The sequence below is a fragment of the Vibrio sp. SSH13-20 genome, assembly GCF_040104475.1.
GTDB lineage: Bacteria > Pseudomonadota > Gammaproteobacteria > Enterobacterales > Vibrionaceae > Vibrio > Vibrio harveyi.
Map to the genome: position 1 here is coordinate 273,653 of NZ_JBECOU010000001.1, position 25,849 is coordinate 299,501.

A 25,849-nucleotide genomic window follows, 5' to 3' on the forward strand; every position below is an offset into this window, starting at 1 on the left:
CGATGCGGAATCGAGATATATCCCTAAAGGGACAGTTTGTTATCTTGATTGAGTGATCAGGTGGTTGAGAAACAACTGAAAGAACTCGCTTAAAGACGCCACATTCAGTTGTGCGTAAATGCGTTTACGGTGATTCTTGACTGTGCCTTCTACGACATCTAGCTGCGTTGCAATCTCTTTGCTGTCATAGCCTTGCGCGATTAATGCGGCAATTTCTTGTTCTCGATTAGTGAGGACAGTTTCGCCAAAAGATGCCAGAGCGGATTCAATTGCAGTACGCATTTGTCCCGAGTAGGTGGTAGGACTGAAAACTGGCTCGGCGAGCGTAAACTCGGTTTGTTTCCAGTGCTGTCGGCACAAAGACTGAATAATGGCGAAGTAAGATTTGAGCTTGGCTACTTGAGGCTTGGTGAAGCGCTTATCGTCCTGCATAAAACCGAAGTAGAACATCACCCAACGTGTCGGTTCGATTTCGACCAACATGCTGATTTCATCTTTCCAGCCAGTTTGATGGTAGAACTGCTCGCAGTAGGCTTGATAATCGAGATCGTTGCGCGCGACATCTTTTCTCACCACGTCTTTGAGCGTAAAGATACCTTGTTCTTTGTTAGCGTTAAGTTTTTGATAAAACGGGTCATTTTGAAAAGAAGTCGTGAGATAACGCTGGAACAGTAGCTCGCGTTCATTTTCAATCGAATCATACAGATAGATAGGGTGTTTGCCTTCGCGGTAGCCGAGGATCACTGCGCAATCAAAACTCAGTAGGGAAGCTATCACGCGCATGAGTTTAGGCGTAAAGCTTGGTGAGTTAAGGGCAGATATTGTTTCTGCAAGCTGAGTGTTGAATGCGTCGCTGGGCATGGTGATTCGGGAGTTCGATAAAGGTTGGGGTAAGCATAACGCAACAGGCTGATATCCCAAAGTGATCAGAAAGGGGAGCGTTGTGCTCCCCCTCAATAAATCATTGTCACTAAGAGATTACTGTGAATCGGTTAGCTCTTTATTCACCCAGTATTTTGAGCCAGAAACATTGGCATCAACTAATAACCCTGTGGTGTTTAGCTGATATACTGCTACGCCGCTGTTGAATTGCGCTGTCATTTCTTCGCCGTCCTCACCAGCGACTAAAGAAGCTTCGCTTGATGCTTCCCAACCTTCTTCGACAAAGGTGTTAAAGTCTTTTTCTTTTTCAAACAGTACGACCTGTTGGTAGAACTTACCACCAACGCCAAGAGCGACGCCCGCACCAAACATATTCATATAAGTACGTTGATCAGTGGACTTGTTGACCGCAACCCCAGAGCCAGAGTTGGTATGGAACATCAGCGATAGTTTGCGTGAATCAAAAACCGCGTAGCCGTATGCCTTGTCGTACAGTGCTTTGGCTTTAGGCTCTTCATTGAACAGTTTGAGAAGTGTGCTATCCGCCATAAGATCAATCGCTTGGCGTGCTTCTTGAGGTGTATCGCCTTCCATCAGTTCGGTGATCTTCTTGTCCGCTTCATCGATCCAACCTTTACTGGTTTCAATGCTTGCGTCGGTCCACTCGCCAGCGGTGTTAATCGCATCTTCTGACCAATTGGTGAAGTCCTCCCAAGCTTGTTTGGAGAAGGCTTTGGTGCTGTCCCAAGTTTCTTTAGCAGTGTCAGAGACGGCATCTCCTAGGTCTGAAAGGCTGTTTGAAATGTCATCCCAGTCGGCATAAGCGGGAGAAGCAAGAAGCGTTAATGCGGTGATGAGAGCAAGAGGCTTTTTCATAGGTCCGTTCTTTTATGAAATCATATCCTTTTATTCTAGGTGAAAATTTTAACAGGGAGAATTGATCAGCTTATTGGGTTGGGATTGCTGTCACGAACTCACGTAGGTTTGACATAATTAAGACACAGTAAAAAGCCCTCAAACTCAGGAGCTTGAGGGCTATATTATCGACAGAGTAGAGTGGCTTATTTGCTCACTTTACCCAGCTTCAACCAAGTATCGATAACCGTATCTGGGTTCAATGACACAGAGCTGATGCCTTGTTCCATTAACCATTCTGCAAGGTCATCGTGGTCTGATGGACCTTGACCACAGATACCAACGTATTTGCCTGCTTTAGTGGCCGCATCGATCGCCATTTGTAGCATGGCTTTCACCGCTGGGTTACGCTCATCGAATAGGTGTGCAACATCGCCAGAGTCACGGTCAAGACCAAGTGTAAGCTGAGTCATGTCGTTTGAACCGATAGAGAAGCCATCGAAGTACTTCAAAAATTCGTCAGCAAGTACCGCATTTGATGGCAGTTCACACATCATGATGACTTTTAGACCTTGGTCGCCACGGCGTAGGTCGAACTTAGCAAGTAAGTCGATAACCGATGCCGCTTCGCTCGGTGTACGAACGAACGGGATCATGATTTCAACGTTTTTCAGACCCATCTCGTTACGAACGCGCTTGATTGCCTGAGTTTCTAGCTCAAAGCAGTCTTCAAACACTGGAGAAATGTAGCGAGATGCACCACGGAAGCCCAGCATAGGGTTTTCTTCATGCGGTTCGTAACCTTTACCGCCGACCAAGTTGCTGTACTCGTTGGATTTGAAGTCAGACATACGTACGATGACGCGTTTTGGCCAGAATGCTGACGCGATGGTCGCAATGCCTTCTGTTAGCTTACTAACGTAGAAGTCGATTGGATCTTTGTAACCACGGATACGTTCAGTGATTTCCGCTTTTAGCTCATCGCTTTGCGCGTCGAAGTTCAGCAGCGCTTTCGGGTGAATACCAATCATCTTATTGATAATGAATTCAAGACGCGCAAGACCGACACCTTCGTTTGGAATCTGAGCGAAGTCGAATGCACGGTCTGGGTTACCCACATTCATCATGACTTTGGTTGGTAGCAGTGGAAGCTCATCAACCGCAGAACGTTTCACTTCGAAGTCCAACTCGCCTTGGTAAACGTAACCCGTTTCGCCTTCAGCACAAGATACTGTTACGGTCTCACCGTCAGTCAGTTTGCTGGTGGCGTCACCACAACCAACGATAGCCGGAATACCAAGTTCACGTGCAATGATGGCCGCGTGACAAGTACGACCGCCACGGTTTGTAACAATCGCAGAGGCTTTCTTCATCACTGGTTCCCAATCTGGGTCAGTCATGTCTGTAACCAGTACATCACCGTCTTGGACCAATGACATTTGGTCTAGAGAGTCAACCAAACGTACTGGACCTTTACCGATACGTTGACCAATTGCACGACCTTCAACCAAAACGTCTGCTTTGTTGCTTAGCTCGTAACGTTCAATTACGTTTTGCTCGCTTTGAGAACATACGGTTTCAGGGCGTGCTTGAACGATGTAAAGTTTGCCGTCGATACCATCTTTTGCCCACTCAATATCCATAGGACGCTGGTAGTGCTTCTCGATGATCATCGCCTGTTTTGCCAGCTCTTTGATCTCTTCATCGTTCAGAGAGAAGGCATTGCGCTCTTCTACAGAGGTATCGACGATCTCAACTTGCTTGCCAATCTCTTGGCTATTTGAGTAGATCATCTTGATCTGCTTAGAGCCAAACGTCTTCTTAACGATAGGGTATTGACCCGCTTCTAGCATTGGCTTGTGAACGTAGAATTCATCAGGGTTAACTGCACCCTGAACCACCATTTCACCCAAGCCCCAAGAAGAGGTGATGAATACGACCTGATCGAAGCCAGATTCTGTATCTAGGGTAAACATAACGCCAGAAGAGGCTTTGTCCGAACGCACCATGCGTTGAATGCCTGCCGATAACGAGATGCCTCGGTGGTTAAAGCCTTGGTGTACGCGGTATGAAATTGCACGGTCATTGAACAGAGAAGCGTAAACGTGCTTAGTCGCTTCTAAGACTGCATCAATGCCTTTTACGTTTAGGAACGTCTCCTGCTGACCAGCAAATGACGCGTCCGGCAGATCCTCTGCAGTTGCAGAAGAGCGAACAGCAACAGAAATCTCAGGGTGATTATCTGTCAGTTCTTTGTAGTTATCGCGGATGTCTTGTTCAAGATCCGCTGGGAACGGGGCTTCTAATACCCATTGACGAATGGTGGCACCTGTCTTGCGCAGGGCTTCTACATCCTCAACGTCCAGTTCATCAAGTAGTTGGTGAATACGCTCATCCAAACCTTCGTGGTCAAGGAATTGGTTAAACGCATACGAGGTTGTCGCAAAACCGTTTGGTACCGATACACCAACATTGGCTAGGTTAGAAACCATCTCGCCAAGTGAAGCATTTTTACCGCCGACTTTGTCGACATCATCCATGGATAGTCCATTGAACCAGAGGGTGTTCTTTTGCATGTCTTTCTCCAGAAACATTGCAGCTTTGTAGGGATTAATACCAACCTCGAACAGTGGTTATGCATCCTTGCAGGTCAATGTCATTGAAGACACAGTTTCGGGCTGATAGCAGCCATTGTAGATAAGGGGCGTTAACTACAACTTCCCAACTAGGGCTTAAACGAATTTTCCGACGCAAACATGTATCAACACTTTTCTTGGTTGATATGAAAGGCAAACGATTACGTATTTGCTGAAAAAAACTCCGAAGAATTTTCAAAGCTGTGGGGAACGTAATTGCAAGCCAAACTCATTTATTAATATTATGTAAACCATCCTACTCAAATGAATTTGAAAAATTAAACTAAAATGCAAATAAATAACCAAAGTCGTGATGTATTCTATGTTTCTGACGGAACGGCCATAACATGTGAGACATTAGGACATGTTGTTCTGGGTCAGTTTCCCTTTATTCCTAATGAAAAAACCTTTCCTTTTGTTGAAAGTGAAGACAAAGTTGCCGATGTCATCAAAGAAATCGAGATTTCCTACCAACGTGATGGCGTGAAACCGCTGGTTTTCTTTTCGATTGTTGTGCCAGAAATTCGTGAAGTGTTGCTCAAAGCTCCCGCTTACAGCTATGACGTGCTAGAAAGCATTGTGCAAAAGGTACAAGACGACATTCAGATGGCTCCTCAGCCTAAGATGCAGCGTTCAAGAAGCGTGAGCAAAGATTCCGATACTTACTTTGACCGTATCGCGGCGATTGAGTACACACTTGCTCATGATGATGGTATTACGCTCAAAGGCTTGGAGGAGGCTGACATTATTCTGCTTGGCGTCTCACGCAGTGGCAAAACTCCAACCAGTCTTTACATGGCGATGCAGTTTGGTTTACGTGTGGTGAACTACCCGTTTATCGCTGAAGACGTCAAGATGATGCGTTTGTTGCCGGAGTTCGAAATTCATCGACACAAACTGTTTGGCTTAACCATCAATCCAGAACGTTTGAATGAGATTCGCGAGAACCGCTTATCAGGCAGCGAATACGCGAGTACGGAACAATGCAAACTGGAACTAGATACGGTAGAAGCGTTGTTTAGAAGAGAAGCAATTCCGTATATCAATACGTCTTCTCTGTCTGTAGAAGAGATCACTACGCGGATTCTTGAAAGAGCAGGGATGAAGCGCCGCTTGTTCGGCTAAGTTTCCTGTAATAAATCAAAAAAAGAGGAGGCACCTGTGCCTCCTCTTAAATTTAACCTCAAAAGGTCAATAGACCCTAGTAATGCTGAAACATCTTCTGAATATCTTGGTAATTTTTGGTTTGTGTCAGTGATAGCATCAGCAAAATACGTGCTTTTTGTGGATTCAGTGTACCTGATGCCACGAAACCGTACTTATCATCATCAACCTCTGCATCTAAAGTGGTAGAGCCGGTAGGCGTACGAGAACTACGAACAACCAGAATGCCGTCTTTGCCTGCTTTTTCTAACTCATCAAATACCGTGTGGTACAAGTTACCATTGCCGACACCTGCGCTGACGATGCCATCAAACTTCGCATCGACGAATGCTTTAACAGGTAAGCTCGACGCATTTGCATAGTTATAAACGATTCCGACTTGTGGCAACTTATCGAGCTTGGAAACATCGAAGGTTGTTTCAGTAGTGTGTTTACGTTCCGGGCTTCTTTGATATTTCGCATCACTGTTGTGGATATAACCTAGCGGACCAAAGTTAGGAGATTGGAAAGTGCTGACTGATGTTGTGTTAGTTTTTGTTACGTCACGCGCATCAAAGATGGTGTCATTCATCGCAACCAGTACACCACGACCTTGAGAATCTTCGTCTGTTGCTGTGACCACCGCATTGTAGAGATTAACCGGACCGTCAGCACTCATTGCCGTAGAAGGGCGCATTGCACCAACGATAACCACTGGTTTATCGCTTTTTACCGTTAAATCGAGGAAGTAGGCTGTCTCTTCTAATGTATCAGTGCCATGAGTAATCACAATGCCATCCACGTCATCTTGGGCGAGTAACTCATTCACTCGTTTAGCCAACTTAAGCCACACCTCATCATTCATATCTTGAGAGCCGATGCTGACCACTTGCTCGCCAGAAATGTCGGCGATCTTCGTCATATTGGGTACGGCGGCGATCAACGAATCAACACCGACTTTACCTGCGGTGTAATTTGATTCTGTCGCAGATTGACCTGCGCCAGCGATAGTGCCGCCAGTCGCCAGAATCTTGATGTTTGGTAAATCGGCATTGGCAAAAGCAAATGAGCTCATGCACAAACCAAGTGTGATCGAACTGAGGCGGAGAAACTTTTTGGTCATAGGAATCACCTGTTTTTGGGTTAGATGTTGGGGGAAACGTTATCTATCCTAAAAACAGAACAGTAGATTTTTTGAGCACAACTTCACCAATTTACAGATGAAAATCGTGATCAACTAATCACTTAAAGAACATTAAATCAAGTGTTTAACCTAATTGGCGTGCTTCATTAACAAGTGAGATGTTCCGGTAATCTGGACAACATTTGATTAATTGTAATTAATTGATTTGTAAGTAAAGACCCTGAGAGAGAACTCGGAGTGACAGTTCACTTGAGTTACCTTTGGTTAGCCATACGAGCACCAATCTGCTTGTTCAACTGCTGGTTGATGATCGCTGCTTAACTGACGGCAGGTGCGAATTTTTGAAAAGCGACGGTTGGCTTTACTTCTAAATAATCGAGAAAGAGAGGTTTAGGTAGTGGTTTTGAAAAGTAGAACCCTTGAATGTTGTAAAAACCGAGATCGTGCAAGACTTGCAATTGCGCTCGCTCTTCTACTCCTTCGACAATCACTGACATGCTTAGGTTTCTTGTCAGGGTGTGGATTGCTTCCAACAAAGGTTGGATCGTCTGGCCATTACCAAGGTTGTTAACGAATACGCGGTCGATTTTGATGATGTCGAATGAATATTGACCGATAAAATCTAAACCCGAATATCCGGTACCAAAATCATCCACCGCAATTCGGATACCAAGTGCGGTTAATCGGTCCAAGTGTTTTCGAAGTACAGCCAGTTCACTCGCGCTGAAGATGGCTTCTTCGGTGATTTCAAACACCAAACGCTCACTAATGAAATAATGATATTTAAGACGCGATTCAACCTCTTGAATAAAGTCTTCTCTGAGGATCAATGAGCGGCTCACGTTGACGCTAATGTAGCGGTCATGGAACGCAAGCTTGTTACTGCTTATCATGCTGATCACTTTATCTAGCACAAGGTAAGTGATCTGATCGATCAACCCCACCTTTTCTGCCAGAGGGATAAAGATACTTGGTGAAATAAACCCTTGTACTGGATCGTTCCAGCGAACAAGTGACTCTCCACCAATAACGCTGCCATCACGTTGATCGACAATGGGTTGATAATGAACGGTTAAGTTACGTCCTTTAATGGCAAGAGCAAGAGAGAATTCTAAGCTATTTTTGGCGAACTTCTTGGAAGAGAAAAATAGGTGAACAATCAAAGCACACGCCATTCCCAACAACCCAATCCAAAGCTTGCTACCTAAGAACTGAAAATAGAATGGATAGCTGATTGCAGAGTAGACGGTAAAAGGCAAAATCTCGGAACTGGCTTGTTCCATTCTAAGTGGGTTGAGTGCAATGGAATCTATAGCGGTTTTGTCTGTGATGTCGATTCGGTAATCCATATCACCAAAACGAAATATATCGCTAACGAGAACTTCCAAAACCTCTTTCGGGAAAACAACACTGATTCCTCGTCCTTGTTGTTTGGTGAAAAAGAGAATCAGAGCTTGGTTGCTGGTGAGCGCTCGCTTAGTAAAAGCCAATGTTGCATGCACATCACTGTCACCAAGACGAGTCAATATTGACGAATAGATACTGAAAGACGGGTGGCGTTCGCTACTCGTGCACAACACTTTTCCGTTTTGATCGAAGGTGGCAATGTCTTTTGCCATGCCCAAACCAAAAATGCTTGTCCTGAGATCATGGATAAGCTCGTCGCACGACTTAAGAAAAAAGTTATCGTCTAACAGGTGTGTTAACTGCTCCACGTTATCGTGAAATTCAGACTCAATCGTCAAGATAGCTTCTTCTGTGAGCTTTTTATGATATTGGTGTGCAAAAGGGATAAAAGCCAGCATAGTGATGCTAAAAGAGAGTACACCAACAACTATTAATGCAATGTTGTCACTCCAACTCTTGGACGGATTTTTAAAGAATTTATTGTTCACAGTTATCGGTGCTACCAGCAAGTAATTGCGTAAAACTATAACAAGTGTCTCATTTTTAGGAATTGAACATTTCAAAGTGTGAGTTGGATCTTATAAATTATCTATAAACTACTATTTTAAAATAAAAAGTATGGGTTTCCTTATCTAAATATAAGGCGACCATAAAGCGAGTTTATTCAATTTTAGTTGCTATTTAGGCAACTGGTCGTGCCTGTTCGAGTAGAAATTGGCTGAGATAAAGACAATTTTTTTGCATTATCTTAGGGTGATTTTGATGTGATTTTATTTGTTTCTGGGAGTGAAGTTTTTGAGATTAAATACTGGATTTATGATCGATGAAAATGCTGGTTTTTGATGATGAGATAGTCATGAATATGAGAGGTTTTGGTGTTTTTTACTGAGCTTTTATTTCTCTTTTGAGCTTTATTTGTAACTTTGTGTGGGCGTATAGTTTATCGATGATGACTGAATGACAGCATACCGTGCTTGAAGCGCACAATGACGGGATAAAACTAAAAAAAAGCGGCTTTACCCCGGAAAAGATAAAAGCCGCTTGCCAATAGACGTGTTAATTCACGTCTTAGCGCATAATCATTTGTTCACGACCAGGACCAACCGATACCATCTTCACAGGTACACCCATCAGTTCTTCAATACGTAGAACGTATTTTTGTGCCGCGACTGGTAGCTCTTCGAATTTACGACAACCAGTAATGTCTTCGCTCCAGCTTTCCATCTTCTCGTAGATTGGTGCTAGTGCAGCCGTTTGAGGCCAAATTGGGTTTTCGCTGTGCTCGCCTTCGTAACCAACACAGATTTTTAGATCTTTAAGACCAGTCAGACAGTCCACTTTTGTCAGTGCGATTTCAGTCGCTGCTTGAAGCTCAACACCGTTCTTCGTTGCTACTGCATCGAAGTAACCCATGTCACGTGGACGACCTGTTGTTGCACCGAACTCACCCGCTAGTTCACGGAATGCATCTTGCTCTTCCATTGCAGTAATTAGTGTGCCGGTACCTACCGATGAGCTGAACGCTTTTGCTACCGCAATAACACGCTCTGGACGAAGAGCAGGAAGACCACTACCGATACCAGCATACATAGACACAACGTTTGAAGATGTTGTCCATGGGTACTCACCGTAAACAAGGTCACGACCTGCACCTAGCTGCGCTTCGAACAGTAGAGTTTGGTCTTTTGCTTGCAGTTCTTTTAGCGGCAGCGTTACGTTGCAGATAGCGTCACGCCAAGGTGAAGATACTTCTAACAACCAGCTCGCCATCTCTTCAGCGGTTTGTTCAAATTCGAACGTTGGGTAAAGCGCACGTAGTTGAGGAAGTTTCCACTCCATCCAGAATTTGATGCGCTCTACTAGGACTTCTGGCTGCTTCAACCAACCAACTAGGATGCCTTTTTTCATCACACGGTCGCCGTATGCAGGTGCAATACCTTGACGAGTTGAACCGTATGCTTTGTCGCCTAAGCGTTGTTCTTCTAGCGTATCTTCTAGTGCGTGTAGAGGTAGACACAGTGTTGCGCGATCAGAGATGCACATGTTCACTTTAACGCCCGCTTCTTCAACTTCCGCAATCTCCTGAGACAGCGACGCTGGGCTGATTACCATACCCGGACCTAATACTGCCAAACAGTCAGGGTTGAAAACGCCACTTGGTAGCTGGTGTAGCTTAAACGTACCTAGGTCGTTAACTACGGTATGACCCGCGTTGTTACCACCTTGGAAACGAATGCTTGCAGAAGCTTGCTCTGCCAAAAAGTCAACGATGCGGCCTTTGCCTTCATCACCCCAGTTTGCACCCACAACAACGATAGACGACATAATTCATTCTCCAAAAACAGACCGGAAAATCTTAGGATGCTCGCATGAATAAGAGAAATTAATTATACTCATTAACTTGATAAGAAATTCATATCGGGTAATTTTCTATGTTGGATTTGAACTGGTTACGCACGTTTGTCACCTTGGCAGAAGTGAAACATTTCGGAAAAACAGCGATTGAACTGCACATGACGCAGCCAAATGTGAGTCTTCATATCAAACAGCTAGAACAAGCCACTCGCACTAAGTTGATTGAACGCAACCCTGTGCAATTGACCCAAGCCGGAAAGCGTTTGTTAGACACTGCCGAACACATGCTGAATGAGCTGCAAATCTGCCAATCCGACCTCAATGCCATCAATGACTTAACGCAAGGAACGCTCTCGATTGCAGCGAGTGATATTGTCTCGCGCCTATTACTTATCAAGCCTTTTCAACAGTTTAAAAGTGAATATCCTGGAATTGATTTGGCGCTGTTCAACACTACATCATCACAAGCGGTAGATTTGGTAAAAAGTGCTCGTGCAGACATCGGCTTTGTTATTGCGCAGAAAGAGAGCCAACCATTGCACTTTACGTCACTTACTCAAATTCATTGGTGTGCTTTCGGCGATAACATCTTTGATTGGCGAGAAAACAGTGAAGAGAACCAAACATTGATCTTGCTCGGTCACGACACCCGAACGCGCGAGTTGATTGACGCGTCTCTACCAGAGCTAAATCTTCCTAGGCATAGGGTCATGGAAGTTGGCAGTGTTGAAGCTCAAATAGATTGGGCTGAAGCCGGATTTGGAACTGCGATTGTACCTGACTTCTCCCTCGACCCAAGGTTGAAACTCTCGCGAGAAGTCACGCCATTACCTAGTTTCCCCAACACAGATTTTGGCTACATAGTGCGCCAAAACCAAGTGCTGTCCAAAGCCGCAAAACAACTTCTTAAATGGGTGGCTGATAATGTGTCTGTGGTGGGGTAATACCTAATAAAGCTCTTCGAAAGTAAGCGCATTTAGGTCGCAAACACTATAGATTTCATTGGTGACTGGTTCCGTTTGTGTTGTAGGGTACGTGAATACTTTGAGTGGGGCGTCCAAATTACAAGCTAAGCTTTCAAGAGAAATGAGCAGAAGGGGAGACGGGTGAAATGAGTGTACTTTTGATTGCCATATCGTCACTTCATCACCTTGAAACTCGGTACTCAGATCCAGCTTCACTCGAATATCTTGCAAAGAATGTTGTTGGTGTTTGGAATCTAATAGCACAGCTTCAAAAACAAAGTGCCCTTCGGCGTCAGATTGCGTCGAGTCAGAAGCAACACCCTTGAAAACAATCGTCCTTTCTATATTGATGCCCTCGACGGGCTTGCCATTTAAATGCAAATAGCCAGAAATATAAGGGCTTAAAATGCGCTCCATTTCTTATATCACCTTGTCCAAGAATGAAAGGTGCCAGAATCTTTAAAGTCTATTGAGCGGGCAAGCATAAACCTCGTATTTTCGACCAAAATCACCACGCTTTGAAAACGATTAGGTTTTCTCGATGAAAAAATGAGGCGAGCTGTTTATCATAGGCGACGAAATTAACCATGCCACTATTGTGATGACTGACAAGACTATCTCCATCCCTCTACCATCTTTGATTCACCGAATTGGTGGTGAACATGCTAAGCGAGCTAAAGCAATTGCGGCTGAGAAGAAGTGCGAAATGAAGCGCATTCGACGCTCTCGTAATTGGCAAATTGCTGGTGATGCGTTGGATTTGAAAGTGTTCCTCGATCATATCAAGGCAGAAGAATCTGAGCCGATGCGGTTCGTGATAAACAAAATGGAAGTTGGTCTGGCTAAACACAGCGATAAGCTTGAACCTTTGGAAGCCAAGCTGATTCGATTGGTCTTGGAGAATCCAAACATTACTTTGGCGGAGCTAATGTCAGAAACCAACTGTACTATCGCCCAAGCTCGAACGGCGCGTTTCGAGGCTGAGATGCTTTAAACCTGAAAGTTTCTTCTGATTTTTCCTGTCTATACTGGTAAGCGACTGATTATCGACATTGGATAAGATGAGAGAGGAAGTTATGAAGCTGATATCGAAACTTTTGAGCGTATTCTTCATTTGGGGGAGTTTGACGCTTCCTGCTTTCGCGCTTGATCCCGTTTATAGCGACTTTCTCGGTAAAGCGATTCGTGGTTATGACCCTGTCGCATACTTCACTCAATCGAAACCGGTAAAAGGTGACAGCGATTTCACTTACCGTTGGAATGATGCCAAATGGTACTTTTCATCGGCTGAAAATCGAGATGCATTTGCGAAAAATCCTGAGAAATTTGCACCGCAATATGGTGGTTATTGTGCTTGGGCAGTAAGCAAAGGTTACACCGCAAAGATAGACCCGAATGCATGGTCAATTGAGAATGGCAAGCTCTATCTCAACTACAGTAAATCTGTGCAAGCGACATGGGAAGAAGACATTCCTGGTAATATTGCGAGTGCTAATAAGCATTGGCCAACACTGCTTTCCCAATAGGGCTCTGATGCCAAAACGAAAAGATACAGAAATCAAAAGACGCAGAAATAATTAAGCCGCGATGATCGCGGCTTTTTCAATTTGGGTTCCAAGAAGTGGAGCATTACCACATCAGATCGTCTGGTACGACGAAATCTGCGTACGGGTCATCTTCTGCCGGGATGTCCGCTTCTGGTTCTTTCTGTTCGATGATTACAGACTCGTCACGCTGAGCAATCTTGTTTGCAACAGGGCGAGGAATAACTACGTAGCTCTCACCGACAATCGCAATCGCCAAGATACCTTTGATCAATTGATCACGGATGATTGAATCAACGTAAAGCGACTTTACAAGTGTACCGTGTGTGAAGTTGTATTTGATGTCGCCATCTTTCAAATCAACCTTGTTCATTTCAATCAGTTGGTTGATTTGCGCTTTGATTTCTTTGTTCAAGCGCTCTGCGTTTTGTTGCTCGCTCAATTGCTTGTCACGCTCTAACTGCTGACGTTTGTTCTCTTCAACCGCCGCTTTTACTTCGCGAGCTTGAACGCGTGATTTTTTAGAGCCTTTTTTCGCTTTTTTCAGTTTTTTCTCGTTAACCAAGCCTGCTTTTAGCATCTGCTCTTGAAGGGTAAGTTTTGCCATGATCTATCCAGTTAGTGCGCAATTTTGTGCATTTTAACCAGTCATCCACCGCAAAGAAAGAGGGATATACTCAAGTGACTTCAAGGTGCAGGATTCAGAGCGTTGTCACTGATTCCCTATTTACCGAAAGCAAGCAAGGAAAACAACGAAGCGGAATAGTTAGCTCTTTCCAATATAAACACAAGGCGGGATATAGTTCGGCGCTTTGTTGAGCAAAAAAACGAAAAATAAATCGAGAAAGTGTGCGTCTTATTGCAACTTCCAGCGTCTTAAGTACATTAGGCGAAAAATTTTGAAGCAAAACCATGAGTACCTCAGACAAACAAACGATCCCACAACAAGTGATTGAAGAAGCTTGTGAGTGGGCAATCATGCACGGCGTGGCATTTCGCCAAGCAGATAACACCGCAAGACACTGTCCTTTTAGCTTTGCGCCAATGACGATAGAGCGTGATGTGTTCGCACATTTGAAGAAAGTGACGCCGTTGATCGCCAAGCTGATCAGTCACGTGTCTGAGGATTATGAATTCCTGCAAACCTCCTTAGCCGAGCTAGGCAAAGCCGATACTTTTTTTGAGCGTTTATTGGAGCTGCATAAAGAGGTTCACCATGAAGCCACGCGCCAGCCACTGTTGTTAATGCGAACCGACTTTATGGATGATCGTCAACACGGCGCGAAAGTGATCGAGTTTAATGGCATTGCGGCTGGGATGGCGCCTTTCGGTCAGCGTGCCACAGAGCTGCATCAATTTTTGAGCTCTCAGTGGGGCAGCGTTTACCAACAATGGTTAGAAGATAAAACGGCAACACCAGCCGATAACCAAGGCATGCAGCAACTTGCGCTTGGCATTGCCACTGCCGCGAGAAAAGTCAAAGCGCATTTTAATGAAGAAGGCGCACCGACGTTTCTGATGGTGGTGCAGAAAAACGAAGACAATGTATATGACCAACACTTACTCGAAGTGGAATTGCAGAAGCTTGGCGTTCGCACAGTAAGACGTACCTTTGAGCAGTTAAGTTCACAGCTATCGAGCGGTGACAAGCAACGCCTCTTGCTAGATAACATCGGCGGTCTTGACGTTGTGTACTTGCGCGCAGGTTATCAATATATGGACTACTTCTCGCCAGAGCTAAATGAACCAATCTGTTGCCATACCTTGAGCCAAGCTCGTTTGTTCATGGAAAAGCACTACGTAGCGATGAATGCGACCATCAGTCAACAGTTGGCTACCAGCAAATCAATGCAAATGTTGTTAACCATGATGCCGGCAAGTGAGTATAAGCGCTGGGGACTCAATGTTGAAGAAGCCGAGTTGGTCAAAAGCGTATTGGCAGAGATGAAGCCAATTAACACTGACACGATTAAATGGTTTGCTGCTTCTGGTAACAAAGACGAATGGGTATTGAAAAACCAAGGCGAGGGCGGTGGTCACTGTATCTTTGGTGAAGATATAGCGAAACAACTGAGTCGACTGCCACAAGAGCAATACAGTGCTTGGGCTTTGATGCAGCGTTTGTATCCGCATGAAAGAGAAATACCGACGATTGCAGTGCGTGATGCAAAGCAGAGCGTGGTGACGGACCTTGTGAGTGAAATTGGTTTATTCACGGCGCACTATCAAGGTGAACCTGTAACGCAATTGGATGGCTACGCTGGTTATTTGATTCGCAGTAAACCAGCCAGTGAAAACGAAGGTGGCATCCACAGCGGCAAAGGCATCTTAGATTCTTTAGTGCTGGTGGATTAAAAAGAAACACTCTCCATGAGTAAAGCATGGAGAGTGTTTTTATCTGTGGATTAGTCGGTTACATGTGACCTATACCGTGGAACATCCCACCGAAAAGCGCCCCTAAGATACTGAAAATAATACCTAGGATGATCATTGCAGGAATTGAAGCGATAGCGAACTTGACCATAAAGATCACCATCGACATAAATGGCATTTTAATATCAACAACCGTCACTTCCTGTTTTGTTTTTTCATCAGACACGAGCGTTCTCCTAAATTTGCATTCTGAATATGCAGCCAGTTTATTACACTCAAACTTAAGAAAACGTTGAGCTGTGTTGCTCTTTTCTTTTTATGGGATAGCAACTGATTAATCTGAGAAATACGGCACGCTATGAATCGTTACCAGAAGCGGGTAAAGCCTCTCAACCAAGCGCCGGATAATCTGTATAGCCGTGTTCATTACCACCAAAGAGTGTGGAGCCATCCAGTTCTGCCAGAGGTTGTTGGTGCTGTAAGCGCGCCACCAAGTCTGGGTTAGACACAAACGGGCGTCCAAACGCGACTAAATCCGCATAACCTTTCTCAAGTACCTCGTCAGCACGCTCTTGGGTGTAACTGCCTGCGACGATAATCGTGTTGGTGAAGTATTCGCGCAGTTCGATGCGGAAGCTTTCTGGAATCACTGGTGCGTCGTCCCAATCCGCTTCAGACAGGTGTAAGTACGCAATATCACGAGCTTGAAGTTGTTTCGATGCATCGAGGATGGTTGGCACAATATCTGGGCAGTTCATGTCCTTGAAAGTGATGAAAGGTGCGAGTCGTACTCCTACTTTGTTGGCACCAATGGCTTCGCTCACCGCATCGACCACTTCTAATAAAAAGCGAAGTCGGTTTTCGCGAGTACCGCCGTAGTTGTCGGTTCTGTGGTTTGAATTGGTACGTAGGAACTGGTCAATCAGGTAACCATTACCGCCGTGGATTTCGACGCCATCGAAGCCTGCTTCAATCGCACGTTTCGCTGCATGGGCAAAATCACTTACCACACGGTCAATATCGGCTTGAGTCATCGCTCGTGGCTCTACACAATCGACCATGTTGCCGTTGCCTTGCTCGTCGGCAATCCACACTTGGGTTTCTACGGGTTTTAGTGCTGATGGGGCAATAGGCTGTTCGCCTTTTTGGAATGTTGGGTGTGATACACGACCGACATGCCACAACTGACAAAACATAGCTGCGCCTTGCTCTTTTGCTGCTTGAGTGACGGTTTTCCAGCCTGCCACTTGTTCATCAGTGTAGACGCCTGGTGTGAATGAGTAACCCTGCGAATCGTCTGAAATCTGGGTGGCTTCAGAGATGATTAACCCTGCGGTAGCGCGCTGCTTGTAGTAAGTCGCCATCATTTGGTTTGGAATGTTTCCCGGTTGGCTAGTGCGCGCTCGGGTCATTGGAGCCATGGCTACGCGGTTTTGCAGAGTTAGTTGTTTCAGCTGTGTTGGTTCAAATAGTTTGCTCATGATCGATTCCTTACTTAAGTAGTGGTACTTGGGTTTTGTTGCTTACAGATTCCATCCAATCTTTCACAGCGTTGTCCCATTGGATTTCTGCGGCGCTGAAGAACCCGCGCAAAATAGAAAATAGGATCGCTTCGTCTACCAAAGTCACATGCTGATAAGAGTCGAGATTCAACACGCTTTTCGCACGTTCAATGAGCGCTTCGACCTCTTTGGCAATGTTTGGTGTGTCTTGCAGAAGTGCATCAAAATTGAGTGCATCCGTTTCCTTTTTTGTGCGCCAAGCTTGTTGTGCAGACTGAGTGGCAAACTCTGGTAAATCCATGTTTGACCAACGTGGGTAACCCACTTTTTGTAGTGGAAGGAACGCGATTTTTTGCCAATCCAACACCGCTTGCGACGGTTGGCTTGTTTCACTTGATGTTGCCAGTTCAAGGAAGTAAGCGATGATATCGAGACTTTCTGCCATCGCTTCACCGTTGTCTTTGATAAGAAGTGGCACTTGCTTGGTTCCAATCAGGTCTGTTGTGGTTTTGTCGTCGTCATAAGCAATATTGATGACGTCGAGTTGGATATTCAGCATGCCAGCAACGTAGCGGACGCGAGCACTGAATGGGCAATGTTCGTAAATATAGAGTTTCATAGTGTTTTCCTGGTGATTCGTATTGGGTAGCCCCGCTTGCTCGAGAAGCGTTAAGTCAGGGCTACTTGTAGGGATGACATTACTTGTTGAAGCTCGGAGCTAACTCAGCCTGTTTGCTTTCTTTGCGGTTTGCCTTGGCGATGAATAGCAAACCAATCAGTGGAACAATGATGGCTGCGTAAGGGATCATGCCTGCGCCCATTTGGCTATCGAGCACCATGCCGCCTAAGAAACCGCCAAAGGCATTAGCTAAGTTGAACGCCGAGATGTTTGCTGTCGCTGCTAATTCCTGACCTTCACCACCGTGGTTCATTACTCGAAGTTGCATTGCTGGTACGTTAGCGAATGACGCAATACCAAATACAAAGGCGGTGGCAATGAACAGCACTTTGCTGTCTACAGTGATTCCGACCAGTACGAGTGACACAATCATCGCGATAGCCCAGAACATAGACGCTTTTTGTAGGTTTTTATCCGATGAACGACCACCCATGGTGTTACCAACAATCAGACCGACACCAACAATAACCAGAATCCAAGTTACGGCACTTTCACCAAAGCCTGTGATGTGCATGGCGATAGGGGCGATGTAGCCATACAGAGTCATGAACCCCGACCAAGCAAATACGGTGATCGCAAGGCTTATAAGTAGCATTGGGTTTTTGAACGCAGCTAATTGCGCTTTGACATCTTTTGCTTCGCCATGACCGGTGGATTTGATCACTGAAGTGATAAAAAACAGAGCCACTAAACCAAAAGCTGCAACGGTCAAGAAAGTGGTGTGCCAGCCGAATTGCAAGCCAATCCAGGTACCGCCAGGCACACCTAAAACGTTAGCCAGCGTTAAGCCCGCGAACATCTGTCCGACCGCACGACCTGCCATTTTTTCTGAAACCAAATTGGTCGCTACCACGGCACCGATGCCGTAGAAAGGACCTTGAACTAAACCTGTGATCACTCGGCTGACCATCAATACAAAGTAGTTCGGCGCGAAAGCGGACAACACGTTGCCGAGAATAAACAGCACCATTAGCCCAGCCAGTACGGCTTTCTTGTTAAAGCGTGCTAAGTAAATCGTAAGTAGCGGACCGCCAAATACAATGGCAAGTGCGTAGGCACTGATTAGGTAACCGGCTTGTCCTTCCGTGATGGACAAAGAGTTGGCGACTTGAGGAAGGATTCCTGCAATAACAAATTCTGCGGTACCGATAGCAAAAGCTGCAAGTGTTAAGATCCATACCTGCAGCGGCATTTTTTCTTTATTCATGGGGGGAGTCTCTTTTTTTAATTAGTTTTAACCCATTGGTGCCATGCTTTTTTCTTGCTCTGGCACCTTGTTTTTATTTGTTGTTATCCAAACGTGTGTTGTTAGCCAAGCAGTGCGCCACCATCGACATCAATCACGGCACCGGTCATATAGGTGTTTTCAATCAGAAGTAGGTAAGCTTTTGCAACGTCACTGGCTTCGCCAACTTTGCCCACTGGTAAGCTATTTTGTGTGCGTTTGTACATGGCATTTCTGTCGTCTTCGTTCATGCCTTGATACGCCTCAGTTTTGGTCAAACCTGGGCTGACTGCATTCACTCTGATCGGAGCCAGTTCTTTCGCCAGTACTTTTGTGGTTGCTTCAATGGCAGCGTTAATCGCGGTTTTTACGTAGGTGTTAGCAACAACTTTGCGCGATAACATGCCGGAAGTTAGCGTGATTGATCCGCCTTTCTTGATGTAGCGTGCTCCATGTTTCGCTGCGTTGATGGCGCCCCAAAATTTGGTATCGAACGCGTATTTTGCTTGGGAAACTTCTACATCCACCACTTTGCCTGCTGGAGCATAAGAACCTGCTGTGACGATCAGGTGGTCAAAAGCACCAATAGTTTCGAAGTAGTGGTAAACCGACTGTTCATCGCTGATGTCTAACCCTGTTTTGCGGCTTGCTACGTGGACAACCGCATTGTCGCTCGCAAGTTGTTGGCTAAGTTCAGCGCCAATACCTGATGTGCCACCCAGTACGACATAAATGGTTTTTTCTGTTGTCATGATTTGTTTCTCCAATCTCGTTTCGATGGAGTCAGTATATTGATTGGAATAAATTTGATAATTGAGTAATATTTGAATTGATTATTCAGCTCAGATGAATAATGAAGTTTAAGGAGGGAATGTGGACAAGTTTTCGGATATGACGCTGTTTGTCAGCATAGTGAAGAACCAAGGGTTGGCGGCGGCTGGCAGAGAACTCGGCTTATCGCCAGCAACAGTAACGGCAAGATTGCAGTCGCTGGAAGATCGCTATGGGGTGAAATTACTTAATCGCAGTACAAGGCATATCTCACTGACGGACTCTGGCGCTATGTACCATCAGGCATGCTTGGAAATCATCGACAGCGTCAAAGAGACGGAGAACTTACTCCAAACTGGCACCAAAGAAGTGCGCGGCACACTTAAAATCTCGGCTCCTCGTGATATTGGAAAGCAATACATTTCGCCAATACTGTCGGAATTTAGTCAGCTCTATCCCGATGTGATCCCTTATCTGTATTTGAACGATAACTTATCCAACTTAGCTGAGTCCGGTTTGGACATCGTTATCCGATATGGGGAGCTAGCCGACAGCAACCTTATCTCTCGCAAACTGGCGTCCAGTCGCCGAGTGCTTTGTGCTTCTCCTCAGTATTTGGCAAAGAAAGGCACGCCGATCACGCCACAAGATTTAGCACATCACGATTGTTTAGCCATGGTTCGCAGCAATGAAGAGTTGAAAACATGGCACTTTCAAGATGAAGAGCAGCACAATGTTGTTACTGTCGTACCGAAGCGTTTTTCTGATGATGGCGAAGTGATTCGTCAGTGGGCGTTAGATGGCGCGGGTATTGCGTTGAAATCGATTCTCGATGTACAAGAGGACATCAAACAGCAGCGTTTAGTGACGGTATTAAATGGCTATATGAAGAACTTCAACGCATCGACCTCTTCTGCAGGCGCGGATTTGAACGTGATTTACCTGAGCCGCCAGTATCAACCCAAGCGACTTCGTTTGTTTTTGGATTTCTTGATTGAGCGTTTTCACACTCAATTTTAATGAGGCGAACGTTTCGATGTGTCGCATGGAAAGGCTGCATCATACTGAGGTTAGAGATTATTAACACAGCGCTTTTAAGAATATTGGCATCAAGTGCGGTGTGGCTGAGTTAGCTAAAAACAGGTCTGAAGAAGCTGCGTTCGTAACTCAATACACAGTCGGTCTCTTCCGCGAACTTAAAGGCTTGGATGCACTCTTCATCGTTGAGCGACTTTTCTCGGTATTCCTCATACGCCGCGAGGCTTGGGAATGTAAATAATGCCAGTGCAATATTGTTAGCACCTTCAGATGGAAGATAGTAGCCGTTGTGTTGTCCGCCAAATTTCTCTACTAACGGAATCCACATTTTTGCGTACTCTTCAAACTCTTTGGTTTTTTTTGCATCAATGACATAACGAACATAGCAAGTGATCATAAAGATAAAGTCCTTTTTATTTGGTTTATACCCAAGTAACCTCGAGATGCTAGGTTCAGCGAGAATGACTTGGTTTGTAGACGCGGCGGCGATTTAAAGGTCTAGTGGGTCTAAATCAAGAATCGACAACAAAGTATACAAACCAAGACAACTCGCCCTTTGGGAGCGTGTCATTGACTCGACTTCTGCGTCATACAACTTGGAAAGAGCTGGCTATTACGCTGCGTTGTTTTCCTTGACCTCGAATCAATGACTACGCTCTGAATCCTGCATCTTGAAGTCACTTGGGTATATATATTCGAGAACCTTGAGGTTACTTGAGTACAAGTTTTAGGTTTGGCCAAATGGTTAGCCAATTTTTCTGAGTTAATCGCTGTCGAAATAAAACTAATGGTCGTTCTGGATTCCAAGTCAGGTAACCTCTAAACAAAGACTCAAATCCGAACGCTGAAATGCACTCTATCTGGTTCTTTTCGTTCAATCTGGCAGCAACCGCCGTCTCTTTTTCTGGCCAGTAACTCATCGCATCCAAGGTACTTTGGTATGGCTTATCACCATTTTTTAGGTGCATGTTTGCTTGATTACGTACTTGCCAGTTGAACTCTGGCATCATTGCAGTTAACTGAGCTTCATAAATCAACGCCGCCTTGTCATCTATTTCATTTGGGTCGAAGTAGACAATATCAAGGTCATTGAGTGGGGTTGGCTGCGGTTTGTGATGAAGATGGTCCCAAACTAGATTTCGTACGAAGCCTGCAGCAACGTAGCAATCTGGTAAAGCCAGTGAGCGAGCACATTCCATTGCTTTCATACGTTCATGATCGGCGAGCAATAATTGAACAAGATCTTCCATGTCACCCTTAAGATTTGGCTGGTGGCAGCTCAATGCCCAATTCATCGCGTTTTCGCTTACTCAAGCCAAGTGCAACTAATCGATAAGATTCTGATAAATAGTACTTTAGCTCTTCGTCTAGGCGTCCGGAGGTTTCCGTTTGTTGAATCCACTTCATACCACGGTTTGCGAAATAAGGGGCAGGAATATAACCCTCATAATCACTTAAAAAATCGAAGTTTAAAGGGGAAGTCTTAAACGTAAATGCAGGCTGCTTGTCTTTACTCCAGCCACCAATAGCAAATACCTTTCCACCGACTTTCCAAACGTGCGCATCACCCCATTGAACAACATGAGAAGTAGCAGCGAATGAGCCACAGAATTGATTAAATTCATCGTATGTCATGATGACGTCTCAACCTATCTTAGTCACGGATTTCGCTAGACTAACACAGGTTGAGAGTAAGGTTAGGACGTTTGCGGAAAAATGCTCACCAGCGCTTGGATTCCGACATGCTAATGGAGAGATGGTCGATAAAGGCTCTTAATAACGGTGTGACTTGTTTACGTGTGCCATAGATGGCATGAACGCCTAACGTTTTTGGGTGCCATTCTGGTAACAGCTGAATCAACTTACCCTCAGTGAGCAAATCCTTCACGGTTGGGAAAGGCTGTAAGCTGATTCCGTTACCATTTAAAGCGGCAGCAAGCAGTACTTCTGGGGTATTCGCGCTGATATTGCCTTTGATGGAGACTGATTCATCACCGTTTGGTCCAGAGAATATCCACTCGGAACGACCAAAATAGCTAAAGGAAAGACAATTGTGGTGTCCTAGGTCTTGGGCGTTTAACGGTGCGCCTTTTTGTTCGATATATTTGGGAGATGCACATATCACCGAGCGGCATTCACCTAATTGCTTTGCTACGACATTAGCAGGCAACTCATTGGTGATGCGTATGGCAAGATCAATGCGTGATTCCACGAGGTTTATGGTTTCATCTGTCGACACAATATCAATCGCCACATCTGGCCATTGTTCAACAAAGCTTGTGATTGCATCAATGAGGAAGCTACTCACAATGGAATAGCTTGCGGTAATACGCAATTGACCTTTTAGATTCACTCGATTTTGGTTTCGGATTCCGCTTAGGGATTCTTCAAGTGCAAGTAGCTCTCGTGCAATCTCAAGCGTCTCTTTCCCTGCACTGGTTAAGCTGAGGCTTCGAGTTGTGCGGTGGAGTAAACGAGTATCCATCCACTTTTCGAGCTCACCTAAATAACGTGTCACTTTAGTTCGCGAAAGATCGAGATGCTCAGCGGCAGCACTTAAGCTTCCTCGCTCTACGATCGTGACAAAGACGTTCATTGCCTCAAGTCTGTCCATTCTGTTGCTTCACCTTAAGAAAATCGCCGTCACAGTATATGTCCGGATTTCGCAACAGTGAAAGTTAATTTGCTGTCTATTTCATCTAAAACCAATCAAATAAGATGACCTCAACACTAAACGAGCCGCATGAGTTGGTTCTCTAATACGGAATAAGATGATGAATAAGCGTTCAATTACTCTACTGATTACAGCACTAGCGGCATCGAACTATGTGTCGGCTGCGGACTTAACGATTACCCACTACAACCCCGGTGAAAATGCGATCTTTCCTGCAAGCTCTGTGCTTGTTTCTGGTGAAAAAGAGCTGATGTTGTTTGACGCACAATTTAGCGTCAAAGACGGAAAAAAATTGGTGGAACAGATTAAAAACAGTGGCAAAGAGCTGTCGATGATTTACATTAGCAGCGGTGACCCAGACTATTATTTTGGCTTAGAGCCTATTGTTGCTGCATTCCCTGATGTAAAAGTGGTTGCGAGCGAAGCGGTTGTTAAACATATCGAACGAACAAAAGACGCGAAACTGGCGTACTGGGGACCTATTTTGGAAGAGGGGGCGCCATCAAAAATTGTTGTCCCTACTGTACTCAATGACACCACTCTGACGCTTGAAGGTAAGCGCATTGAAGTAAAAGAAATCAATACTCATGATGCTTACCTTTGGGTGCCTGCGGAGAAAACTGTATTTGGTGGTGTATCGGTTTACAGTGGTGTTCATGTTTGGATGGCGGACACTCAGTCGAAACAAGAGCGTGCTCAATGGTCTCAATCGTTGGAGCGCATGAAAGCACTGAAACCAAAAACCGTGATTCCGGGACACTACCTTGGTGATATGCCGAAAGGTGTGGAAGGTGTTCAATTCACCATAAACTACATCGCAGGCATCGAGCAGACGTTAGAAAAGTCAAGCAAGCCATCATCAAGCGAGATTTCGGCAGCGATGAAGGCTAAGTACCCACAGTTTGCTGCGACAGAAGGTGATCTTGAACTGGGCGCGAAAGTGCTAAGTGGTGAAATGGAGTGGCATTAATCTAAGCTTGCTATTCGCCATACTGCCCAAAAAAAACAGCCCCTCATCGTGAGGGGCTGTTTTTTATTATTTTGCTGCTTGTGGACGTGGCTTGCGACGTTGTCCTGATGGCTTGTTGCCTGACGGTTTGCCGTTTGAAGGTTTTGCACCCGCAGGTTTACCGCTGTTAGGCTTGCGGTTTCCTGATGGTTTACCACCGTTACCATTTTTATTTGCGCCTGATTTGTTCGTATTAGGCTTGTTACCGCTTGGCTTGTCGTTTGTGCGAGCTTGACCATCACGGTTGCCTTTTGGCTTACCAGCGCCGCCTTTGCCTGATTTGTTTTCGCCCTTGCCATTTTTGTTGTCGCTGTTGAAACGACGCTTTGATTTGTTGTTACCGCCGTTGTTTTTCTTCTCAGCTGTTTGACCGTTTTCACCTTCTGCTTTTGGCTTCTTAGGCTTTTTCGGTTTCTTTGGCTTGATAGGGCGAGTATCAAGCTTCGACTCTGGCAATACGTTAGTTGGTGCGTAGCCTTCCAGTTCTTTACGAGGCAGCAGTTGTTGAATTAAACGTTCAATCGCAAACAACTCGGATGCTTCAAGTGCGCATACTAAAGAAATCGCTTTACCCACTTCACCAGCACGACCGGTACGACCGATACGGTGAACGTAGTCTTCAGCTACTTTTGGCAGCTCAAAGTTAACCACTTGAGGAAGCTGAGGAATGTCGATACCGCGCGCAGCGATGTCTGTTGCGACTAATACGCGAACTTCGCCAGATTTAAAGTCAGCCAGAGCTTTAGTACGTGCGCCTTGGCTCTTATTGCCGTGAATTGCAGCTGCTGTAATCTTTTGGTCGATTAGGAACTTGGCTAAGCGGTTCGCGCCATGCTTGGTTTTGGTAAATACCAATACTTGTTTCCAATCGCCATCTTTGATCAGCTTGACCAGCATTGGTGCTTTCTTCTTCACGTCTGCTGGGTAGATGCATTGTTCTACGGTGCGTGCTGTCGAGTTTGCTGGGTTAACTGAAATCTCAACAGGGTTGTTGACCAGACCTTTCGCAAGCTCACGGATTTCGTTTGAGAATGTCGCAGAGAACAATAGGTTTTGACGTTGCTTCGGTAGCAATTCAAGAATCTTGCGAATGTCGCGAATGAAACCCATGTCAAGCATGCGGTCTGCTTCGTCCAGTACTAGCATTTCTAGTTGGTCGAACTTCACTGCATTTTGGTTGTATAGGTCCATTAGGCGACCTGGTGTTGCAACCAATACGTCTGCACCTTTACGCAGGCGAAGCATTTGTGGGTTGATCTTCACACCACCAAATACCACTGCACTCGTTAGAGGTAGGTGACGGCTGTACATGAATACGTTTTCTTGTACCTGGGCAGCAAGCTCACGAGTTGGTGTCAGCACCAATGCGCGGATGTGGTTGCCGCGTACGCGTGGACCGTTTGACAGACGTTCAAGAATTGGCAGCGTAAAGCCCGCCGTTTTACCTGTACCAGTCTGTGCTGCTGCCATTACGTCTTTCCCTTCCAAAACAGCAGGAATTGCTTGAGCCTGAATCGGCGAAGGGGTGTCGTAGCCTTTTTCCTGAATAGCCTTAAGGATTGGAGCAGATAGACCTAACGAGGTAAAACCCATATGTATGATTCTCAATTGTCGAGTTTGATAACAAGGCGTCGATTTTATGCGCGA

The 25,849-nt window shown here is 45.3% G+C and carries 25 protein-coding genes; 7 read left to right on the forward strand and 18 right to left on the reverse strand.

What is annotated here, in order from left to right; genetic code table 11:
• Positions 1 to 39: 39 nt before the first annotated feature.
• The 3 genes from ABMY42_RS01325 to ppsA all read right to left on the reverse strand — a co-directional run bounded on the left by ABMY42_RS01325 (position 40) and on the right by ppsA (position 4,313).
• Positions 40 to 861 (reverse strand): LuxR family transcriptional regulator, encoded by an 822-nt coding sequence (locus ABMY42_RS01325; protein WP_050925687.1) that lies wholly within the window; start codon positions 859 to 861, stop codon positions 40 to 42.
• A 117-nt stretch (positions 862 to 978) separates the two neighbouring features.
• Positions 979 to 1,758: a hypothetical protein gene (locus ABMY42_RS01330; protein WP_005451293.1), complete on the reverse strand. Its 780-nt coding sequence runs from the start codon at positions 1,756 to 1,758 to the stop codon at positions 979 to 981.
• Positions 1,759 to 1,943: 185 nt separating this feature from the next.
• On the reverse strand, positions 1,944 to 4,313 hold the full coding sequence (gene ppsA, locus ABMY42_RS01335; RefSeq protein ID WP_349265878.1) for a phosphoenolpyruvate synthase: 2,370 nt from the start codon (positions 4,311 to 4,313) through the stop codon (positions 1,944 to 1,946).
• 348 nt (positions 4,314 to 4,661) lie between these two features.
• Between ppsA and ABMY42_RS01340 the strand changes: the two genes are divergently transcribed.
• The gene (locus ABMY42_RS01340) at positions 4,662 to 5,498 is read left to right on the forward strand and encodes a pyruvate, water dikinase regulatory protein (protein WP_005451298.1); all 837 of its coding nucleotides are present in this window, start codon (positions 4,662 to 4,664) and stop codon (positions 5,496 to 5,498) included.
• A gap of 76 nt (positions 5,499 to 5,574) precedes the next feature.
• Here ABMY42_RS01340 and ansB read toward each other — a convergent pair whose 3' ends face one another.
• From ansB to ABMY42_RS01355, 3 genes are all read right to left on the reverse strand, one after another.
• Positions 5,575 to 6,639 carry an L-asparaginase 2 gene (gene ansB, locus ABMY42_RS01345; RefSeq protein ID WP_349265879.1) on the reverse strand — a complete coding sequence of 355 codons (1,065 nt, stop codon included), beginning with the start codon at positions 6,637 to 6,639 and terminating at the stop codon, positions 5,575 to 5,577.
• A 338-nt stretch (positions 6,640 to 6,977) separates the two neighbouring features.
• Positions 6,978 to 8,465 (reverse strand): EAL domain-containing protein, encoded by a 1,488-nt coding sequence (locus tag ABMY42_RS01350; RefSeq protein ID WP_349265880.1) that lies wholly within the window; start codon positions 8,463 to 8,465, stop codon positions 6,978 to 6,980.
• Positions 8,466 to 9,135: 670 nt separating this feature from the next.
• The gene (locus tag ABMY42_RS01355) at positions 9,136 to 10,392 is read right to left on the reverse strand and encodes an adenylosuccinate synthase (protein WP_009699225.1); all 1,257 of its coding nucleotides are present in this window, start codon (positions 10,390 to 10,392) and stop codon (positions 9,136 to 9,138) included.
• Between the two features lie 107 nt (positions 10,393 to 10,499).
• Here ABMY42_RS01355 and ABMY42_RS01360 point away from each other — a divergent pair, with 107 nt between their 5' ends.
• On the forward strand, positions 10,500 to 11,366 hold the full coding sequence (locus ABMY42_RS01360; protein ID WP_005451305.1) for a LysR family transcriptional regulator: 867 nt from the start codon (positions 10,500 to 10,502) through the stop codon (positions 11,364 to 11,366).
• A gap of 3 nt (positions 11,367 to 11,369) precedes the next feature.
• Here ABMY42_RS01360 and ABMY42_RS01365 read toward each other — a convergent pair whose 3' ends face one another.
• Positions 11,370 to 11,804, reverse strand: coding sequence for a DUF6795 domain-containing protein (locus ABMY42_RS01365; RefSeq protein ID WP_009697191.1), 435 nt, complete (start codon positions 11,802 to 11,804; stop codon positions 11,370 to 11,372).
• 184 nt (positions 11,805 to 11,988) lie between these two features.
• Between ABMY42_RS01365 and ABMY42_RS01370 the strand changes: the two genes are divergently transcribed.
• Both ABMY42_RS01370 and ABMY42_RS01375 read left to right on the forward strand, forming a co-directional pair.
• Complete coding sequence (locus ABMY42_RS01370) at positions 11,989 to 12,381, forward strand: ribosome recycling factor family protein (protein WP_114092807.1); 393 nt, start codon at positions 11,989 to 11,991, stop codon at positions 12,379 to 12,381.
• Positions 12,382 to 12,463: 82 nt separating this feature from the next.
• Positions 12,464 to 12,913: a YHS domain-containing (seleno)protein gene (locus tag ABMY42_RS01375; RefSeq protein ID WP_005451310.1), complete on the forward strand. Its 450-nt coding sequence runs from the start codon at positions 12,464 to 12,466 to the stop codon at positions 12,911 to 12,913.
• A 103-nt stretch (positions 12,914 to 13,016) separates the two neighbouring features.
• Here the strand turns inward: ABMY42_RS01375 and ABMY42_RS01380 are convergent, their stop codons facing one another.
• Positions 13,017 to 13,538: a DUF2058 domain-containing protein gene (locus ABMY42_RS01380; RefSeq protein ID WP_017819376.1), complete on the reverse strand. Its 522-nt coding sequence runs from the start codon at positions 13,536 to 13,538 to the stop codon at positions 13,017 to 13,019.
• A 305-nt stretch (positions 13,539 to 13,843) separates the two neighbouring features.
• On the opposite strand from ABMY42_RS01380, the gene ABMY42_RS01385 reads away from it, so the two are divergent.
• The gene (locus tag ABMY42_RS01385; RefSeq protein ID WP_349265881.1) at positions 13,844 to 15,286 is read left to right on the forward strand and encodes a glutathione synthase; all 1,443 of its coding nucleotides are present in this window, start codon (positions 13,844 to 13,846) and stop codon (positions 15,284 to 15,286) included.
• A gap of 58 nt (positions 15,287 to 15,344) precedes the next feature.
• Here ABMY42_RS01385 and ABMY42_RS01390 read toward each other — a convergent pair whose 3' ends face one another.
• The 5 genes from ABMY42_RS01390 to ABMY42_RS01410 form a co-directional block, all read right to left on the reverse strand.
• Entirely contained in the window at positions 15,345 to 15,530 is a 186-nt protein-coding gene (locus tag ABMY42_RS01390; protein WP_009697189.1) for a hypothetical protein, read from the reverse strand.
• Positions 15,531 to 15,693: 163 nt separating this feature from the next.
• Positions 15,694 to 16,785, reverse strand: coding sequence for an alkene reductase (locus ABMY42_RS01395; protein WP_005451315.1), 1,092 nt, complete (start codon positions 16,783 to 16,785; stop codon positions 15,694 to 15,696).
• Between the two features lie 10 nt (positions 16,786 to 16,795).
• A complete protein-coding gene (locus tag ABMY42_RS01400) occupies positions 16,796 to 17,425 on the reverse strand; it encodes a GrxB family glutaredoxin (protein WP_009697188.1) in 630 nt (209 codons plus the stop codon).
• A 79-nt stretch (positions 17,426 to 17,504) separates the two neighbouring features.
• Positions 17,505 to 18,692 carry an MFS transporter gene (locus ABMY42_RS01405; RefSeq protein ID WP_009699217.1) on the reverse strand — a complete coding sequence of 396 codons (1,188 nt, stop codon included), beginning with the start codon at positions 18,690 to 18,692 and terminating at the stop codon, positions 17,505 to 17,507.
• 101 nt (positions 18,693 to 18,793) lie between these two features.
• The gene (locus ABMY42_RS01410; RefSeq protein ID WP_005451320.1) at positions 18,794 to 19,462 is read right to left on the reverse strand and encodes an SDR family oxidoreductase; all 669 of its coding nucleotides are present in this window, start codon (positions 19,460 to 19,462) and stop codon (positions 18,794 to 18,796) included.
• 121 nt (positions 19,463 to 19,583) lie between these two features.
• Between ABMY42_RS01410 and ABMY42_RS01415 the strand changes: the two genes are divergently transcribed.
• Positions 19,584 to 20,501: a LysR family transcriptional regulator gene (locus ABMY42_RS01415; RefSeq protein ID WP_005451321.1), complete on the forward strand. Its 918-nt coding sequence runs from the start codon at positions 19,584 to 19,586 to the stop codon at positions 20,499 to 20,501.
• Positions 20,502 to 20,610: 109 nt separating this feature from the next.
• Here the strand turns inward: ABMY42_RS01415 and ABMY42_RS01420 are convergent, their stop codons facing one another.
• The 4 genes from ABMY42_RS01420 to ABMY42_RS01435 form a co-directional block, all read right to left on the reverse strand.
• The gene (locus tag ABMY42_RS01420; RefSeq protein WP_017188647.1) at positions 20,611 to 20,916 is read right to left on the reverse strand and encodes an NIPSNAP family protein; all 306 of its coding nucleotides are present in this window, start codon (positions 20,914 to 20,916) and stop codon (positions 20,611 to 20,613) included.
• Positions 20,917 to 21,229: 313 nt separating this feature from the next.
• Entirely contained in the window at positions 21,230 to 21,769 is a 540-nt protein-coding gene (locus ABMY42_RS01425; RefSeq protein ID WP_009699213.1) for a nucleotidyltransferase family protein, read from the reverse strand.
• A 7-nt stretch (positions 21,770 to 21,776) separates the two neighbouring features.
• On the reverse strand, positions 21,777 to 22,154 hold the full coding sequence (locus tag ABMY42_RS01430; protein ID WP_009697183.1) for an MmcQ/YjbR family DNA-binding protein: 378 nt from the start codon (positions 22,152 to 22,154) through the stop codon (positions 21,777 to 21,779).
• A gap of 85 nt (positions 22,155 to 22,239) precedes the next feature.
• Positions 22,240 to 23,133: a LysR family transcriptional regulator gene (locus tag ABMY42_RS01435; protein WP_269987571.1), complete on the reverse strand. Its 894-nt coding sequence runs from the start codon at positions 23,131 to 23,133 to the stop codon at positions 22,240 to 22,242.
• A 160-nt stretch (positions 23,134 to 23,293) separates the two neighbouring features.
• Between ABMY42_RS01435 and ABMY42_RS01440 the strand changes: the two genes are divergently transcribed.
• Positions 23,294 to 24,163, forward strand: a complete 870-nt coding sequence (locus tag ABMY42_RS01440; protein ID WP_349266099.1) for a Vmh family MBL fold metallo-hydrolase — start codon at positions 23,294 to 23,296, stop codon at positions 24,161 to 24,163.
• A 66-nt stretch (positions 24,164 to 24,229) separates the two neighbouring features.
• Here the strand turns inward: ABMY42_RS01440 and ABMY42_RS01445 are convergent, their stop codons facing one another.
• Positions 24,230 to 25,795, reverse strand: coding sequence for a DEAD/DEAH box helicase (locus tag ABMY42_RS01445; protein ID WP_009701234.1), 1,566 nt, complete (start codon positions 25,793 to 25,795; stop codon positions 24,230 to 24,232).
• Between the last annotated feature and the right edge of the window lie 54 nt (positions 25,796 to 25,849).